The sequence below is a fragment of the Prauserella aidingensis genome (assembly GCF_024171865.1).
In the GTDB taxonomy this organism is placed as follows: domain Bacteria; phylum Actinomycetota; class Actinomycetes; order Mycobacteriales; family Pseudonocardiaceae; genus Prauserella; species Prauserella aidingensis.
In genome coordinates this window covers 167,893-184,587 of record NZ_JAMTCN010000007.1, presented here as the reverse complement: position 1 = coordinate 184,587, position 16,695 = coordinate 167,893, and the positions used below count along the sequence as shown (strand labels likewise).

The 16,695-nt window shown below is 71.7% G+C and carries 14 protein-coding genes; all 14 read right to left on the bottom strand.

Features of this window, described 5'->3' with window-relative positions; genetic code table 11:
* Nucleotides 1–21: 21 nt before the first annotated feature.
* Complete coding sequence (locus LY13_RS10860) at nt 22–417, bottom strand: hypothetical protein (RefSeq protein ID WP_253828215.1); 396 nt, start codon at nt 415–417, stop codon at nt 22–24.
* Between the two features lie 99 nt (nt 418–516).
* Entirely contained in the window at nt 517–3,726 is a 3,210-nt protein-coding gene (gene ileS / locus LY13_RS10855) for an isoleucine--tRNA ligase (RefSeq protein ID WP_253828214.1), read from the bottom strand.
* A gap of 285 nt (nt 3,727–4,011) precedes the next feature.
* The gene (locus LY13_RS10850) at nt 4,012–4,644 is read right to left on the bottom strand and encodes a hypothetical protein (RefSeq protein WP_253828213.1); all 633 of its coding nucleotides are present in this window, start codon (nt 4,642–4,644) and stop codon (nt 4,012–4,014) included.
* 134 nt (nt 4,645–4,778) lie between these two features.
* Nucleotides 4,779–5,702, bottom strand: a complete 924-nt coding sequence (wag31, locus tag LY13_RS10845) for a DivIVA-like cell division protein Wag31 (protein ID WP_253828212.1) — start codon at nt 5,700–5,702, stop codon at nt 4,779–4,781.
* Nucleotides 5,703–5,751: 49 nt separating this feature from the next.
* Nucleotides 5,752–6,021: a YggT family protein gene (locus LY13_RS10840; RefSeq protein ID WP_253828254.1), complete on the bottom strand. Its 270-nt coding sequence runs from the start codon at nt 6,019–6,021 to the stop codon at nt 5,752–5,754.
* A gap of 175 nt (nt 6,022–6,196) precedes the next feature.
* Nucleotides 6,197–6,859 (bottom strand): cell division protein SepF, encoded by a 663-nt coding sequence (locus LY13_RS10835; protein WP_253828211.1) that lies wholly within the window; start codon nt 6,857–6,859, stop codon nt 6,197–6,199.
* Nucleotides 6,860–6,937: 78 nt separating this feature from the next.
* Nucleotides 6,938–7,699, bottom strand: a complete 762-nt coding sequence (locus LY13_RS10830) for a YggS family pyridoxal phosphate-dependent enzyme (RefSeq protein ID WP_253828210.1) — start codon at nt 7,697–7,699, stop codon at nt 6,938–6,940.
* A gap of 2 nt (nt 7,700–7,701) precedes the next feature.
* Nucleotides 7,702–8,406 (bottom strand): peptidoglycan editing factor PgeF, encoded by a 705-nt coding sequence (pgeF, locus tag LY13_RS10825; protein ID WP_253828209.1) that lies wholly within the window; start codon nt 8,404–8,406, stop codon nt 7,702–7,704.
* 170 nt (nt 8,407–8,576) lie between these two features.
* Nucleotides 8,577–10,019, bottom strand: a complete 1,443-nt coding sequence (gene ftsZ / locus LY13_RS10820; protein ID WP_253828208.1) for a cell division protein FtsZ — start codon at nt 10,017–10,019, stop codon at nt 8,577–8,579.
* A 326-nt stretch (nt 10,020–10,345) separates the two neighbouring features.
* The gene (locus tag LY13_RS10815) at nt 10,346–11,155 is read right to left on the bottom strand and encodes a cell division protein FtsQ/DivIB (RefSeq protein WP_253828207.1); all 810 of its coding nucleotides are present in this window, start codon (nt 11,153–11,155) and stop codon (nt 10,346–10,348) included.
* A 19-nt stretch (nt 11,156–11,174) separates the two neighbouring features.
* Nucleotides 11,175–12,623: a UDP-N-acetylmuramate--L-alanine ligase gene (murC, locus tag LY13_RS10810; protein ID WP_253828206.1), complete on the bottom strand. Its 1,449-nt coding sequence runs from the start codon at nt 12,621–12,623 to the stop codon at nt 11,175–11,177.
* On the bottom strand, nt 12,613–13,749 hold the full coding sequence (gene murG, locus LY13_RS10805; protein ID WP_253828205.1) for an undecaprenyldiphospho-muramoylpentapeptide beta-N-acetylglucosaminyltransferase: 1,137 nt from the start codon (nt 13,747–13,749) through the stop codon (nt 12,613–12,615). The genes murC and murG overlap by 11 nt, the downstream gene beginning before the upstream one ends.
* On the bottom strand, nt 13,746–15,308 hold the full coding sequence (gene ftsW / locus LY13_RS10800; protein ID WP_253828204.1) for a putative lipid II flippase FtsW: 1,563 nt from the start codon (nt 15,306–15,308) through the stop codon (nt 13,746–13,748). The genes murG and ftsW overlap by 4 nt, the downstream gene beginning before the upstream one ends.
* Nucleotides 15,295–16,692, bottom strand: a complete 1,398-nt coding sequence (gene murD / locus LY13_RS10795; protein WP_253828203.1) for a UDP-N-acetylmuramoyl-L-alanine--D-glutamate ligase — start codon at nt 16,690–16,692, stop codon at nt 15,295–15,297. Before murD ends, ftsW begins: the two co-directional genes overlap by 14 nt.
* Nucleotides 16,693–16,695: the final 3 nt, after the last annotated feature.

Sequence of the window (16,695 nt, the reverse complement as noted above, 5' to 3'; positions counted from 1 at the left end):
GGGCCGCGCAGGCCTCGGTGGTCAGTCGTCGTCATCGTCATCGTCGTCCCGGTCGTCGTCGCCGTCGTCGTCTCCGTCGTCATCATCGTCGACCGGCGGCGGTGGCGGCACGACCTCACGGGTCGGCTGAGGCTGCGGCTGGGGCTCCGGGCGGGACTCCGGCCGGTGAGTGGGCGGCTTCGAGGTGGGCTGCGGACTCGGCGGCCGCTCCGGCCCGCCTGTCGTGGATGCCTGCGACGACGGGCCGTCCGGCAGCGACGGCAGCTCACTGCGGGGACCGTCGGCCCCGCCGATGCGGACGACCGGGGTCTCGTTGACCGGCGCGTCGGAGCCGCGGAGCACCAACGTCGCGATCACCGCGGCGACCGGCAGGGCCAGGACGGCGACCAGCGCCAGCGCCCTCGGTGTCGGTTTCATGGTCCCCACTCTCCCCCGGGACGACGAAGCCCGGATGAGCCGACGATGAAGAGATCTTCATCGGGCTCATCCGGGCTCGCCGACTCCCGAACCGGGCGGTCAGCCCGCGTGCCTGCGGACCGCGACCGTCACCTTGTCCCCGTCGCCGACCGCGCCGGCGAATCCGTCGGTCACCGAGGCGTACGACACCTCCGTGGCCAGCGTCTCGGCGGCCACGAACTCCTGATGCACCCGGACCGCCGCGGCGACCGCGTCCGACGCGTCGATCGTCAGCGCGATGCGGTCGGCCACGTCGAGGCCCGCGTCGCGCCGGGCCTGTTGGACCACGCGCACCAGGTCGCGCGCCATGCCCTCGGCGGCCAGCTCCGGCGTCACGTCGGTGTCGAGCAGCACCAGTCCGGAACCGCCGGGCAGCTCGCCCGCCACGCCCTCGCCGGAGGCGACCAGCTTGCGTTCGTACTCGCCCTCGACCAGTTCGATCCCGGCGGCGACGACCGCGCCCTCGGCCGTGGTCGACCAGTCACCCGCCTTCACGGCCTTGATCACGGTCTGCACGTCCTTGCCCAGCCGCGGTCCGGCCGCACGCGCGTTGACGGCGATCTCGAACGAGCCGTGGGCCGCGACGTCGGTGGTCAGCTCGACCGCCTTGACGTTCACCTCGTCGGCGACGATGTCGGCGAACGGCCGCAGCACCTCGGCGTCGTCGGCGGCCACGAGCAGCGACGCCAACGGCAGCCGCACCCGCAGCTTGTGCGCCTTGCGCAGCGACAACGCCGACGAGCACACCTGCCGCACCCGGTCCATCGCCGTGACCAGCTCCGGATCCGCGGGCAGCGCCGCGGTGTCCGGCCAGTCGGCCAGGTGCACCGACCGGCCACCGGTCAGCCCGCGCCACACGGCCTCCGTCGTCATCGGCAACAGCGGTGCGGCCACCCGGCACACCGTCTCCAGGACCGTGTGCAGCGTGTCGACCGCGGCCTTCTCGCCCGCCCAGAACCGGTCGCGGGAACGCCGCACGTACCAGTTCGTCAGCACCTCGAGGTAGTCGCGCAACGTGGCGCACCCGCCCGCGATGTCGTAACCGTCCAATGCGGACTGGACGTCGGCGACCAGCTCCCGCGTCTTGGCGAGGATGTAGCGGTCGAGCACGTGCCGCGAGGGCTGCTTGCCGGCCTGCGCCATCGCTTCGGCGTCGGTGACCGATGTTCCCTCAATGCCCTCGGCGTTCGCGTACAGCGCCAGGAAGTAGTAGGAGTTCCACAGCGGCAGCACCGCCTGGCGCACCGCGTCGCGGATCCCCTTCTCCGTGACGACCAGGTTGCCGCCCCGCAGGATCGGGCTCGCCATCAGGTACCAGCGCATCGCGTCGGAACCGTCCCGGTCGAACACCTCGTTGACGTCCGGGTAGTTCCGCAGCGACTTCGACATCTTCTGCCCGTCGGAGCCGAGCACGATGCCGTGCGAGACGCAGGTCCGGAACGACGGCCGGTCGAACAGCGCCGTGGCCAGCACGTGCAGCGTGTAGAACCAGCCGCGGGTCTGGCCGATGTACTCGACGATGAAATCGCCCGGGTAGTGCTGCTCGAACCACTCGGTGTTCTCGAACGGGTAGTGCACCTGGGCGTACGGCATCGACCCGGAGTCGAACCACACGTCCAGCACGTCCGGCACGCGCCGCATCGTCGACGTGCCCGACGGGTCGTCCGGGTTCGGCCGGGTCAACTCGTCGATGTACGGCCGGTGCAGGTCGGTCGGCCGCACCCCGAAGTCGCGTTCGAGTTCGTCGAGCGAACCGTAGACGTCCACCCGCGGATGGTTCGGGTCGTCGGAGACCCACACCGGGATCGGCGTCCCCCAGTAGCGGTTGCGCGAGATCGACCAGTCACGCGCGTTCTCGAGCCACTTGCCGAACTGGCCGTCCTTGATGTGGTCCGGGTACCAGGTGATCTGCTGGTTCAGCTCGACCATCCGGTCCTTGAACTCGGTCACGGCGACGAACCAGGACGACACCGCCCGGTAGATGAGCGGGTTCCGGCACCGCCAGCAGTGCGGGTAGCTGTGCTCGTACGTCTCGTGCCGCAGCAGGATCGCGCCCTGCTGCGCCGCCGAGCCGGTGCCGTTCTTCAGGTCGCGGATGATGTTCGGGTTGGCCTCGAAGACCTGCTGGCCCTCGTAGTCGGGCACCTGGGAGTCGAACCGGCCCTTGGCGTCCACGGGGGTCACCGGCGTGATGCCCGCCGCGTCGGTGACGACCTTGTCCTCCTCACCGTAGGCCGGGGCGATGTGGACGATGCCCGTGCCGTCGTCGGTGGTCACGTAGTCGGCCGACAGCACGCGGTGCGCGTTCTCCCTGCCGGTGAAGTACGGGAACGGCGGCGCGTAGCGGAGGCCGAGCAGGTCGGAGCCCTTGTACCGGGCCACGACGGACGGCTCGTCCCCGAGTTCCTTCGCGTAGGCGCCGACGCGGGCCTCGGCGAGCACGAACCGCCTGCCCTCGGCGTCGGCGACCTGGACGTAGTCCACGTCGGGGTGCACGGCCGTGGCCAGGTTGGACGGCACGGTCCACGGCGTCGTCGTCCAGATGAGCAGGTGCGCACCGTCCAGCTCGCTGTCGTTCCCCTCGACGCGGTAGCCGACGGTGACGGCCGGGTCCTGCCGCGACTGGTAGACGTCGTCGTCCATGCGCAGCTCGTGGTTGGACAGCGGCGTCTCGTCGCGCCAGCAGTACGGCAGCACCCGGTAGCCCTCGTAGACCAGGCCCTTGTCCCACAGCCGCTTGAACGCCCAGATCACCGATTCCATGTAGGTGACGTCGAGCGTCTTGTAGTCGTTGTCGAAGTCGACCCACCGCGCCTGCCGCGTGACGTAGTCCTGCCACTCGGCGGTGTAGCGCAGCACCGACTCGCGGCACGCCCGGTTGAACTCGGCGATGCCCATCTCGTCGATCTGCGACTTGTCGGTGATGCCGAGCTGCTTCTCCGCCTCGAGCTCGGCGGGCAGGCCGTGGGTGTCCCAGCCGAACCGCCGCTCGACCCGCTTGCCGCGCATCGTCTGGTAGCGGGGAACGATGTCCTTGACGTACCCGGTCAGCAGATGGCCGTAGTGCGGCAGCCCGTTGGCGAACGGCGGGCCGTCGTAGAAGACGTAGTCGTTGTCACCTCCGGTGCCCGCGTCGCGTGCCTCGATGCTGGCCTGGAAGGTGCGGTCGCTCTCCCAGTAGGCCAGGATGTCCTTCTCCAGCGCGGGAAAGGACGGCTGCGACGGGACCTCGTCGGCGGGCTGTGCGCCGACGGATGCCTTGGGGTACATCCGGTGTGCTCCTCGCGGAAAATGTCCGTGTTGCCGTACGGGCCTTCCGGCCCACACGGGGACGACGCGAGCGCTGCATGAGCGCACGTTCCGCGGTACCACCCCGCTTGCCCGCGCCGGTCGGCGCGGACCCCTCGTTCGGCGGCTGTGACGGGCCGCTGCCGTCCGGTTCTACTGGGTCGCCGCGGGCGTGTGGCCGCGCGGCGTCCGTTCTTCCGGAAGCTCCCCGGTGATGGCCGGATCGTCGCCGTGTGTGTTCAGGATAACCGGTCGCGAACCGGGCTCTCACGCACCCGCGCCGTCGCGGTGCCGCCGCGCCAGCGTCCCGTCCGGGGCGCACCGGCTGCAGGGGCTGAAGCCGAGTTCCCTGGCCTCCCGCGCGGGCAGCGGGATCGTCTCCCGCTCGCCGAGCCACGCGCACTCCGCGAGGTGGTAGCGCGGCCGTTCGTCGACGACCAGCACCTCGTCCTCCAGGCGCGCCATCAGCAGCGCGTCGTCGTCGGAGGAGTCCTCGATGGCCGGTTCGTCCTCCGGATCGGCCAGATCACCCTCGGCGGGGATCAACTCCGTCTGCCCGTCGCCGACGCGCTCGTCGGTCTCCCCACCTGCGGCACCGTCCCCGGTGTCGACGTCCGCGGCAGCCTCGGCGTCCTCGGCGTCCTCGGCGTTCGTGCCGGCCGCGGTGGAGGACGCGTCGGAGTCGGCCGTGTCCGCCGTGGCCGTGTCCGATTCCGCCGGCGTGCCACGCGCGGGCTCGTCCCCCGCCGAACGGCGACGCCACCAATCGATCACGAGCAGGATCGCCGCGAGTACGGACACACCCAGTGACACCCAGGCCCACAGCGAGTCGGCGGTGATCAGCGCCGCGACCACGAGGCCGAGCGCCCCCAGCACGAGAATCAGAACGATGTAGAGCACAGTGAATTACAACACGAACGAGAAAGAGACGACCCCGACCCCTTCCTCAGGGTGTCGGAGTCGTCTCTCTCGGTGAACATCAGCCCGGCGGCGCCGGTGAGGGCGCCGTGTGCGTCGGCAACGTCGGCAGGCCGTCAGCCCGCTTCGGCTCGGGGGCCGAACGAGTAGCCCTGGCTGCCGTTCGAGGAGTTCGAGCCGGAACCGCTCGTCGAGGACGACGACGATTCGGACGAGGAGGACGTCGACGCCGAGGCCGGCGCTGCCGACCCGCGATCGTCGAGCTCACGCAGCTGCGATTCCAGGAAGCCGCGGAGCCGCGTCCGGTACTCGCGCTCGATGGTGCGCAGCTCCTCGATCTTCTTGTTGAGCTCGCCCTTCTCGGTGTTCAGGTTGTTCATCGTCTCGGTGTACTTGCGCTGCGCCTCGCGATCCAGAGTGGTCGCCTTGTCGCGCGCCTGACGCTCGAGCGTCTCCGCCCGGGTCCGTGCGTCGTTGAGCATGCTCTCGGCGCGCGTACGCGCCTCGTTGACCATCGAGTCCGCCTTCGAGCGGGCATCCGACAGCAACTGCTCGGACTTCGTCCTGGCCTCGGCGAGCATGCCGTCGGACTCGGTCTTGGCCTCGGCGGTCAGCCGGTCGGCCATCTCCTGGGCCAGGCCCAGGACCTTCGCGGCCTGCACGTTCGGCTCGCCGTTCTCACCACCGAGCAGCCCCGCGGCCGTGGCCTGCGTCTGCTCGGTCGACGACGGGGGCGGCACCGGGGCCAGCCGCCGCGACGGGGCCTCGTCGGTGGATCCGCGCTGCGGAGCGGGCTGCTGGGCCGCAGGCGCGGCACCGCCGCCCGCCTTCGCCGACTCCAGCTCACCGCGGGTCGACTCGAGCTCGGCATCGAGCTGCTCCACCTGCTGGCGCAGCTCGTTGTTGTCCTCGATCAACCGGGCAAGTTCCGTCTCCACCAGGTCGAGGAACGCATCCACCTCGTCCTCGTTGTAGCCCCGCTTGCCGATAGGCGGCTTGCTGAACGCGACGTTATGCACGTCAGCAGGGGTCAACGACATCAGATCACCTCACGCACTCCATGGGCTGTCGGACGATCCGGGTTCCCCGTCACCCGGGTAGCGCCAGTTGCATCCCGATGAACACAACCAACAGCAGCACCATAATCGATAAGTCCAGGCCCACGCCGCCTATCCGCACGACGGGAATAACACGTCGCACGAGCTTGACCGGTGGGTCTGTCACTGTGTAGATGCTCTCGACCGCGACCGCAACCCCTCCCGCAGGTCGCCATTCGCGCGCGAAAGCCCGTACAAGCTCGACGACGATCCGCGCCGTGAGCAGGAGCCAGAAGACAAAGAGCAGCCAATAAAAGACCATCCGGACCGCATCCACGCCGCCACTCTAGCCACAACCGGCGACGTTGTGGGCCACCGGCCCGGCGACGCGCCCGACGGCCCTCCCCCGGCGCCCGGCGGTGGCCGGGTGACCGGCGGCGGGAACACCGGGGCCTGCGCGGCCACCGGCGACCGCGAGACGTCGCCGACGACGCGGATCAGCGGCGCAGGAACAGTCCGCCCTCGGCGATGCGCCTGCGGTCCTCGGCCGAGACGTCGGCGTCCGGAGGGGAGAGCAAGAACACCTTGTTCGTGACCCGGTCCATCGAACCGCGGAGGGCGAAGGCGAGTCCCGCGGCGAAGTCGACGACGCGCTTGGCGTCCGCGTTGTCCATTTCGGTCAGGTTGATGATCACCGGCGTGCCGTCCCGGTACGCCTCGCCGATCTCGCGGGCCTCGGTGTAGCTCGTCGGGTGCAGCGTGCGGATCCGGCTCAACGGGTCACGGTTGGCCGCGGAGCTCCGCGCAGGCGGCTCCGGCGCCGGGCGCAGCCGCGTGACCGGCTCCGGCTGCCGGTCGACGGCGAGCGAGCCGTGGACCGGAGACGGCTCCGGCGCCGAACGCCGCGTCCGCGGTGGCTCGGGCTCCTCGAACTCGTCCATGACGTGGTACCGCGAGCGGCCCCGGCGTGGCGGCTCGTCGTAGTCCGCCTCCCGATAGTCGGCCCTGCCGCGGTCGTACGCGTCATACGAGTCGTAGGCCTCGTAGGAGTCGTACGCCTCCCGGTCGTCGGCATAGCCGCGCCGGTAGTCGTCGTAGTCGTAGTCGTCCTCGGCAGGGACCATCCCGAAGTAGGCCTTCAGCTTGTGCAGCGTGCTCATGCCTCTCCCTCGCCCGCACGGTCGCGTCCCCACCCCTGACGCTGAGTCACCGCAAAACGCCACTGTGGGTGAACGTCTCTAGGGCGAGGCTAGACCGCGGCCACCGAGCAACGCGGTTCCGACACGCACACAAGTCGAGCCGTGCGCCACCGCGGCCTCCACGTCCCCGCTCATCCCTGCTGAAAGTTCCACAGCGTCGGGATGATCACGCCTCACCCTCGCGTGGGCCTCGGCCAGCCGGGCGAACGCCGGTTCCGGATCACCGCCCAACGGAGCGACGGCCATGACTCCCCGCAACCGCAGCGCCTCACCCGAACGAGCGACGACGTCCGCGAGCTGCGGCAACTCGTCGAGCGGGCAGCCGCCGCGCCGCTGCGCGTCCTCGGCGGTGTCGAGGCTCGCCTGCAACAGCACGTCCAGCGGTGCGGACCGCGTACCCGCGTCCTGGGCGCCTCGAACGGCCTTGGCGAGTGCTTCGGCGAGTCGCGCGGAATCGACGGACTGAACCTCACTCGCCCAGCCTGCGACCGATTTCGCCTTGTTGCGCTGCAACCGTCCGACCATGTGCCAGCGCACGGTCGCCTCCGGCCGCAGTTCGGCGACCTCGACGGCCTTCGGCGCGGCCTCCTGGTCCCGGTTCTCGGCCAGATCCGTGAGCCCGAGGTCGCTCAGCAACGCGGCGTCGGAGGCCGGAAACGTCTTCGTCACGGCGAGCAACCGCACGTCGCCCGGGCGGCGCCCGGCCGCGGCGCATGCCGCGTCGATCCGGTTCCGCACCTGCTCCAGCGAGGCCGCCAGCTCGTCGCGGCGCCTCGGGTCGCCCTGGCTCTCGACGGTCACGGTCACTCCTCGATCCACGTCAGTGCGGCGATCCGGCCCGACGGGTTGTCCCTGCGGTGGCTGAACAGCGTGTGGTCCTCGACCGTGCAGCGTGGATCGACGCCGATCCTGCCCACTCCCGCGTCGGCGAGCTGCCGCCAGAGGCCTGCATGGAGATCGAGCGCGGCCGTGCCCTTGCGGCTCCGGCACCGGCTGCCCGGCAGGTGCTTCTCGACGTCGTCGGCCATGTCGGCGGGCACCTCGTAGCACGACCCGCACACCGCGGGCCCCAACAGCGCTTCGATCCGCCCCGGCTCGGCCCCCACCGAGCGCATCGCCTCGAGCGCGGCGGGCACGACGCCCACTCGCGCCCCGACCCTGCCCGCATGCACCGCGGCGACCACGCCCGCCTCGGCATCGCCCAGCAGCACCGGCACGCAGTCCGCGACCAGCACCACCGGCACCACGCCGGGCGTCGCCGTCACGAGGGCGTCCGTGGCCTCCGCGGGTTCGGTCTCCGTGCCGTCCACGATCGTCGCCGTGCGGCCGTGGACCTGCTCCATCCACGCGAGACGGTCCTCGGCCAGCCCCAGTTCGGAGGCCAGCCTCGCCCGGTTGGCGCGCACCGCGTCGGGGTCGTCCCCGACGTGCAGGCCGAGGTTGAACGAGTCGTACGGCGGCTTCGAGAACCCACCCGCCCTCGTCGTGATCACGCGCCTGATGCGCACCGAATCGTCCTTTCGCTCACCGCGTCCACCCTGCGCCCCTGCGGGGCCGTCGGCCTCGGAGCTTACGGACCGGCGGACACACGCCGAGGGCCACCGTCCCCTCCTGCGGGAACGATGACCCTCGAACGCGACCGGTGTTCGGACTGTGTCGGGATGCCGGCGAACGTGCCTCAGCGGCGCATGAACGGCGGAACGTCGACCTCGTCGTCGGCCGGGTCCTCGGCCACCGGCTGCGTGCCACCGGGAAGTCCCGTCTGCGGACGCGGTGCCGCGGGCTGGCCCTGACCGGCCGGGGCTCCCGACTGCGGGGCCTCACTCTGCGGGTGGCCCGCCTGCTGGTGGCCCGCCTGCTGCGGCCCTGCCTGCTGAGCAGGGCCCTGCGGCGCGGGCCTGCCCTGCGTGCCCGGAACCGGCTGGGCACCGCCCGACTGCGGGGCCGCGCCGCCACCGTTGGCGTGCGCCGACGCCGCACCGTTGGCGGGGGTCGCACCCGGCGACGCCGGAGCCGACTGCTCGGCGGGCTTGCCCGCCGCGGGCTGCGCCGGAGCGGACGGAGCCGCGGGCGCACCGGATTCCGCGGGTGCGCCGCCGATCTCGCCCGCCTCCGCCGTCGCGGTCGACCCGTTCGCCGTCAGCGTTCCGGGGTCCAGCTTCTTGTGCGTCGGCGTGCCCGCGTCGAAGCCGGCCGCGATCACCGTCACCCTGACCTCGTCACCGAGCGAGTCGTCGATGATCGTCCCGAAGATGATGTTCGCCTCGGGGTGTGCGGACTCCTGCACCAGCGACGCCGCCTCGTTGATCTCGAACAGACCCAGGTCGGATCCGCCCGCGATCGACAGCAACGCGCCGTGCGCACCGTCCATGGACGCCTCGAGCAGCGGGGAGTTGATCGCCTTCTCCGCTGCCTGCACGGCGCGACCCTCGCCACGCGCCGAGCCGATGCCCATGAGTGCACTACCCGCCCCCGACATGACGCTCTTGACGTCGGCGAAGTCGAGGTTGATCAGGCCGGGCGTGGTGATCAGGTCGGTGATGCCCTGCACACCGGACAGCAACACCTCGTCGGCCGAGCGGAAGGCGTCCATCAGCGAGACACCGATGTCGCCGAGCTGCAGCAGCCGGTCGTTCGGGATGACGATGAGCGTGTCGCACTCGTTGCGCAGCTCCTGTATCCCGTCCTCGGCCTGCTTGCCACGCCGCTTGCCCTCGAACGAGAAGGGCCGCGTGACGACACCGATGGTCAGCGCGCCGAGCTTGCGGGCGATCTGCGCCACGACCGGGGCGCCACCGGTGCCGGTGCCACCGCCCTCGCCCGCGGTCACGAACACCATGTCGGCGCCCTTGAGGACCTCCTCGATCTCTTCACGGTGGTCCTCGGCAGCCTGCTGGCCGACGTCGGGTGCGGCACCCGCACCCAGTCCGCGGGTCAGTTCCCTGCCGATGTCGAGCTTGACGTCCGCGTCGGACATCAGCAGTGCCTGGGCGTCGGTGTTCACCGCGATGAACTCGACACCTTTGAGGCCGACCTCGATCATGCGGTTCACGGCGTTCACGCCGCCGCCGCCGATACCGACGACCTTGATCACCGCGAGGTAATTGTGCGGGGGCGTCATCGGGTTCGCCTTCCTGATCGTGGTGCTTGTCCCTGGCTCGCGCTGGATGTCGACCTCGAACTCCCGGCAACCCTCAACCTCAAGTTGAGGGTCAGACTTATGTCAACTACCAACGTTGCGGTAGGACGGTAGGCATCGCGCGCGCCCGAATCCAGGCGCCACGCCGCGTGTCGCCCGATGTTTGCACCACGTCGGTGGTTATCTCCGCCACCGCGGGCCGCCGGTGCCTCGCGTCCGGCCTTGCCGAGCGGCGAGCCCGTTGCCGCACAACGGAAAACCGGCCGCGGCCCGGCCGCGGGCCCGCGGCCGCATCCCGAGGCGCGGGGTCAGGACACGGTCGGCAGTTCCGGACTCGACACGTCGTAGACCTTGCCCTTCCGCGTCATCAGCGCCCCCAGCACCTTCGCCTTGCGGTCGCTGTCCGACGCGTCGCCCCACCGCACCGTCTTGCCGCTGCGGAGCGTGAACTCCACGCTGCCCGGCGAGTCCGCGCGCCACTCGGTGACCTTGTCCCGGAGTTGCCGTGGCAGCGCCTTCCGCACCGACACCACCGCGCGCGTCTCGGGATTGCGTGCGCCCACTTCGGACAATCGGAACTCCGGAAGTCCCTGCGGGCGCCGGGAAATCTCCTTGTACACCACCCCGCCGGTGTCGACGAGGTACAGCGTCGAACCGGTGTCGTACACGCCGGCAGGCGTGCGCTCGGTGACCGCGATCTCGATGGTCGAGGGCCACGACCGCGAGACGTCGACCGTCGCGACACCGGGGATCTCGGCGACCCGCTCAGCGATCGCGTCGGTGTCGACGCGGAGCATCGCACGCTGCAGGGGTACCTCGGCCACCTCGCGCACGCGGTCCGCACCGACGTCACGATTGCCCGTCACCTCGACCGAACGCACGCCGAGCAGCGACGTGAACAGCACCACGTAGGCCAGGCCGAGGACGGTCAGCACGCTCAGCACCGCGACCCACCGTCGCCGCAGCGCGCGGGCGCGCGACACGACACCGGTGTCCGCGGGGCGCGTGGAGCGGCCCGTGCCGCCTCCGGCGCGGCCGCCGCGCCGCCGCGCCGTGCGGGCCTGCCGCGCGGGGCCGTCCTCGTCCCCGCGCCTGCCGCGTCGGCTCGTGCCGGTCATGTCGTGTCCGCTCGCCGCCTCAGACTCCGCGACGGTCGAGCTCGGCGAGGATCTCCGGCCCGAGCTGCGTCACGTCGCCCGCACCCATCGTCACGAGCAGATCGCCCGGCTTGACGAGGTCGGCCGCGAGCGCGGTGGCGCGGTCGAACGCAGGCTCGTAGTGCACCGCGGCGCCCGTGATCCGCTCGGCGACGAGTTCCCCGCTCACACCCGGTTTCGGTTCCTCCCGCGCGCCGTAGACGTCGAGCAGGATCACCTCGTCGGCCAGGCCGAGGGCCTCGGCGAACTCGCTCGCGAACGCCTCGGTGCGGGAATACAGGTGCGGCTGGAACACGACCACCACGCGGCCGGTGCCCGCGGCGTGCCGCACCGCACGCAACTGCGCGTCGACCTCGGTCGGATGGTGCGCGTAGTCGTCGTACACCCGCACGTCGGCGGCACGACCCTTGAACTCGAACCGCCTGCGCACGCCTCCGAACACGGCGAGTCCGGCGAGCATCCCGTCGACCGGGGCACCCAGTTCCAGACCCGCCAGCAGCGCGGCGACGGCGTTGAACGCCATGTGCTCGCCCGGCACGGTCACCCGCACCTCGAGCTCCTCGCCACCGAGCGCCAACCGCACCGTGCCGCCCTCGTCGGCGGGCTCGTAGGCTACGACCCTGGCGTCGTGCTCGCCGGTCGCCGAGCGCCCGTACCGCAGCACACGTACGCCCGCGGCCTCGGCCCGGCACGCCAGTTCGGCGGCGGCCTCGTCGTCGGAGCACACCACGAGCGCACCGCCGGGCGCGATCCTCCCGAGGAACTCGGTGAACACCGCGATGTAGGCGTCGACGGTGCCGTGGTGGTCGAGGTGATCGGGTTCGACGTTCGTCACGACCGCGACGTCGGGTGTGTAGCTCAGGAACGAGCCGTCGCTCTCGTCGGCCTCCGCGACGAACACGCCGCCCTCGCCGTGGTGGGCGTTGGCGCCGGACTCGTTGAGGTCGCCGCCGATCGCGAACGACGGGTCGAGCCTGCAGTGCTGCAACGCGACCGTGAGCATCGACGTCGTCGACGTCTTGCCGTGGGTGCCCGCGATACAGGCCACCCGGTGCCCCTCCATCAACGCCGCGAGCGCCTCCGCACGGTGCAGCACCGGGATGCCGCGGGTCCGTGCCTCCGCGAGCTCGGGGTTGTCGTCCCGGATCGCCGTCGAGACGATCACCGCCGTCGGCTCGCCCCCGGCGAGGTCGAGGTTCTCGGCGGCCTGCCCGACGGCGATCTGCGCCCCCTGCGCGCGCAACGTCAGGAAGGCACGCGACTCCTTCGCGTCCGAGCCGGAGACCTCGGCACCGCGCGCCAGCAGGATCCGAGCGATACCGCTCATGCCGGCACCGCCGATACCGATCAGGTGCGCCCGCCGGAGGAGCTCGGGCGGCCGCGCCGCGACGGCGGCCGCGCCGCGCTCCTCGGGTGTGTCAGCTGCCATCGCCATGTCCGCCGGCCTCCAAGACCATCCGCGCCAGTGTTTCGTCGGCCGCGCCGTGACCCAGTCCGACCGCGGCCGCGCTCATCTTCGCGAGCCGCTCCGAGTCGGTCACCAGCGGGACCACCCGCTCGGCGATCGCCTGCGGCGTGAGTGCCTCGTCCTCGACCAGCAGCCCGGCTCCCGCGTTCACCGCGGGCTCGGCGTTGAGCGCCTGTTCGCCGTTGCCGTGCGGCAGCGGGACGAACACCGCGGGCAGCCCGACGGCGGACACCTCGGCGACCGTCATCGCGCCGGAACGGCACAGCACCAGATCGGCCGCCGCGTAGGCGAGGTCCATCCGCTCGAGGTACGGCACCGGCACGTACGGCGGAGCGCCGGGGAACTCGCGCACCGCGACGGAGTTCTTGGGCCCGTGGGCGTGCAGCACACCCACCCCCGCCTCGGCGAACGTCTGCGCGGCGCCGGAGACGGCCTCGTTGATCGACCGGGCCCCCTGCGACCCGCCGAAGGCGAGCACGGTCGGCGCCTCGGGGTCCAGCCCGAAGTGGGCACGGGCCTCGGCACGCAGCGCGGCCCGGTCCAGCGAGGTGATCGAGTGCCGCAGCGGGATGCCGACGACCTCGGCGCCCGGCAGCGGAGTGCCGGGGACGGCGGCGGCGACCTTCGCGGCGAACCGGGCGCCGACCTTGTTGGCCAGCCCCGGGTGCTTGTTGGCCTCGTGCACCACGATCGGCGTCCGGCCACGGGCGGCCAGGTAGGCGGGCAACGCGACGTACCCCCCGAAGCCGACGACGACGTCCGCGCCGACGCGGTCGAACACCGCCCGCGTGCGCGTGACCGCGTCCCGGACCTTCAGCGGGAGCCGCAGCAGCTCCTTCGTGGGTTTGCGTGGCATCGGCACCGGCGGGATCAGCTCGAGCCGGTAGCCGCGATCCGGCACCAGCGTGGTCTCCAGGCCGCGCTCGGTGCCGAGCGCGACGACCGTGGCGTCGGGCCGGAGCCGGGTGACCGCGTCGGCCAGCGCGAGCGCGGGTTCGATGTGCCCGGCCGTGCCGCCCCCTGCGACCACGACCGTCGGTGCGGTGCGTGCCGGCGTCTTCTGCCCACCGGTGTCAGGCTGGCTCACCTGCGTCCTCTCCGTGTCGATCGACTGGTTCCCGTGGAGCGGTCCGGTTGCGCCCTGCGCGGCCCGCCGCGTCCGGGCTCACCCCGGGTGCGGCGACCGTACTCCGGCGTCGCACTGCGGGGTGCTGCACTCCGACGGTCGGGCGCCGACGCCGAGCGGGCACCGCGGGTGGCGGGTCTGCCCGCCTTGGCGCCCGACGAACGGCCACCACCCTGACCACGGCCACCACTCCGGGTTCCGCCACGCCGGGTGGCGGGCGGCCGGTACGGCTCCGGCGCGGGCAACCTCATCAGACGTCCGAACTTACCCGGACCCTGGGTGCGCAACGCCGCCACGGCCTCCGGTTCGTGCCGCGCGCAGTTGGCGAGCAGGCCGAACAGCAGCATCGTCACCAGCAGCGACGTTCCGCCGTAGGAGATCATCGGCAGCGTCACACCCGTGACGGGCAGCAGGCCGACGACGTAGCCGATGTTGATGGCCGCCTGCGACACGATCGACACCGTCAGCGTCCCGGCGACGATCCGGATCCACGGGTCCAGGTTACGCAACGCGATGCGCAGGCCGACGAAGGTCAGCAGGCCGAACAGCCCGATCACGACGATGCAGCCGATGAACCCGAGCTCCTCGCCGATGAGGGCGAAGATGAAGTCGTGCTGCACGTTCGGCAGGTACATCCACTTCGACTGACCCTGCCCGAGCCCCTTGCCGAACAGCCCGCCGTCGGCCAGGGCGTACAGCGCCTGGTTGGCCTGCATGCCCTTGCCGAGCGGGTCCGCGCCGGGGTTGAGGAACGTCATGACGCGGTCGAGCCGGTAGTCGGCGATCAGTGCCAGCACCACGGCGCCCGCCACGCCGGCGGCCAGCACGATGCCGAACAGCCGCTTCGGTGCGCCCGCGAACCACAGCAACGCGATGAGCACGATGCCCAGCGGCACCGTGCCGCCGAGGTCCGGCTGGGCCATGACGAGGGCACACATCAGCAGCGCGCCGGGCACGACCGGAACCAGCAGGTGCCGCCACTGGTGCAGCACCTGGTACTTGGTCACGAGGATGTGCGCGCCCCACAGGGCGAGCACGATCTTGCCCAGTTCCACCGGTTGCAGTGAGAGCGGGCCGACGACGAACCAGCCCTGCGACCCGTTCTGCTCGGTGCCCAACGGGGTGAGCACGAGCGCCAGCAGGCCCAGCGCGACGACCATCGCGGCGGGCGAGAGCGTGCGGATCCGTGGCAACGGGATACGCACACCCAGCCAGAACACGACCGCGCCGATGGCCACGAACACCAGGTGCCGCTGGAACAGCGCGTACACGCTGCCCGCGTTGCCCGGGTCGTAGGACGACACCGACGACGCCGACAGCACCATCACGCTGCCGAGCACCACGAGCAGCCCGCAGATGGCGAGGATCAGGTGGAAGTCGGCCAGCGGACGCGACAGCCACGCGGTCAGCGCGGTGCGCACCGCCGCGAAGCCACGTTCGGTACGTTTCCTCCGGTTCCGGCCTTCGCCGCGGCGGGCGGATCCGGACGAACCGGACCGGCTCTCGTCAACCGCCGTCACCGAGGCGTTCCCGTCCCAGCGCGGCCACGGCCGCCGTGAACGCGTCGCCCCTCGCCGCGTAGTCGCGGAACATGTCCAGCGACGCCGCGGCGGGTGCCAGCACGACCGTGTCGCCCGCCTTCGCGAGCGCGTGAGCCGCGTTCACCGCCGATGTCATGGGCTCATGGTCACCCGGATCGACGCGTGTGACGGGAACATCCGGCGCGTGTCGCGCGAGAGCGGCGCCGATCACGTCCGCGTCGACCCCGAGCAGGACCGCACCGCGCAACCGCGCCGCGACCCCGTCGACGAGCTCCTCGACGGACGCACCCTTGAGCTGCCCGCCCGCGATCCAGACGACACCCTCCTGAGCGAGCAGGGAGCCGGTGGCGGCGTGCGGGTTGGTGGCCTTCGAGTCGTTGACGTAGCGCACGCCCTCGACCTCACCCGCGACGACGGCGCGGTGCGCACCGGGGGTGAAGGTGCGCAGGCCCTGGGCGACGGCGGCGGACGGCACCCCGTGGGCGCGCGCCAGCGCGGCGGCGGCGAGGGCGTTGGCGACGTTGTGGGGGCCGAGGGGTCGGACGTCGGCGAGCGTGGCGAGTTCCTCGGCCCCCTGGACGGGGTCACCGACGTAGGCCCGGTCGACCAGCAGGTCCTCGACGATGCCGAGCTCGCCGGGCCGCGGCGTGTCGAGGCGGAACCCGACACGGCGCGCCCCGTCGGGCGCGTACTCGTCGGCGAGGCGCTGCGACCACGCCTCCCCCACGTTGTGCACCACCGTCGCCGACCGGGCGTGGACGGTGCCCTTCGCTGCGGCGTAGGCGTCGAGACCACCGTGCCAGTCGAGGTGGTCCTCGGCGACGTTGAGCACGACGGACGCGCGCGGCGCGAGTGTCGACGACCAGTGCAGCTGGAAGCTCGACAGCTCGACGGCGAGCACGTCATGACCGGCCCGGACGGCGTCGAGCACGGCGAAACCGACGTTGCCGCAGGCCACGGCGTCCACCCCGGCTGCGCGCAGCATCGATTCGAGCATGCCGACGGTGGTGGTCTTGCCGTTGGTGCCGGTCACGACGAGCCACACGGGCGGGCGCTCACGCTGCTGCCCGAGTCGCCAGGCCAGCTCGACGTCACCGATCACCTCGATGCCGGCCTCGGCCGCGGCCACCAGCAGCGGCGCGGTCGGCCGCCACCCGGGGCTGGTCACGACCAGTTCGGTGCCGTCCGGCGGCGTGTCGAGCCCGGGTTCGAGCGCGGCACCGAGTCCGTCGAGCTCGGCGAGTCGCCGGGCGTTCCCGTCCGTCACGGTCACGTCGGCGCCGAGTTCGGTCAATGCCTGGGTCGCCGACCGGCCGGTCACCCCGGCGCCGGCGACCAGCACCTTCGTTCCCGCCAGTCTCACCGA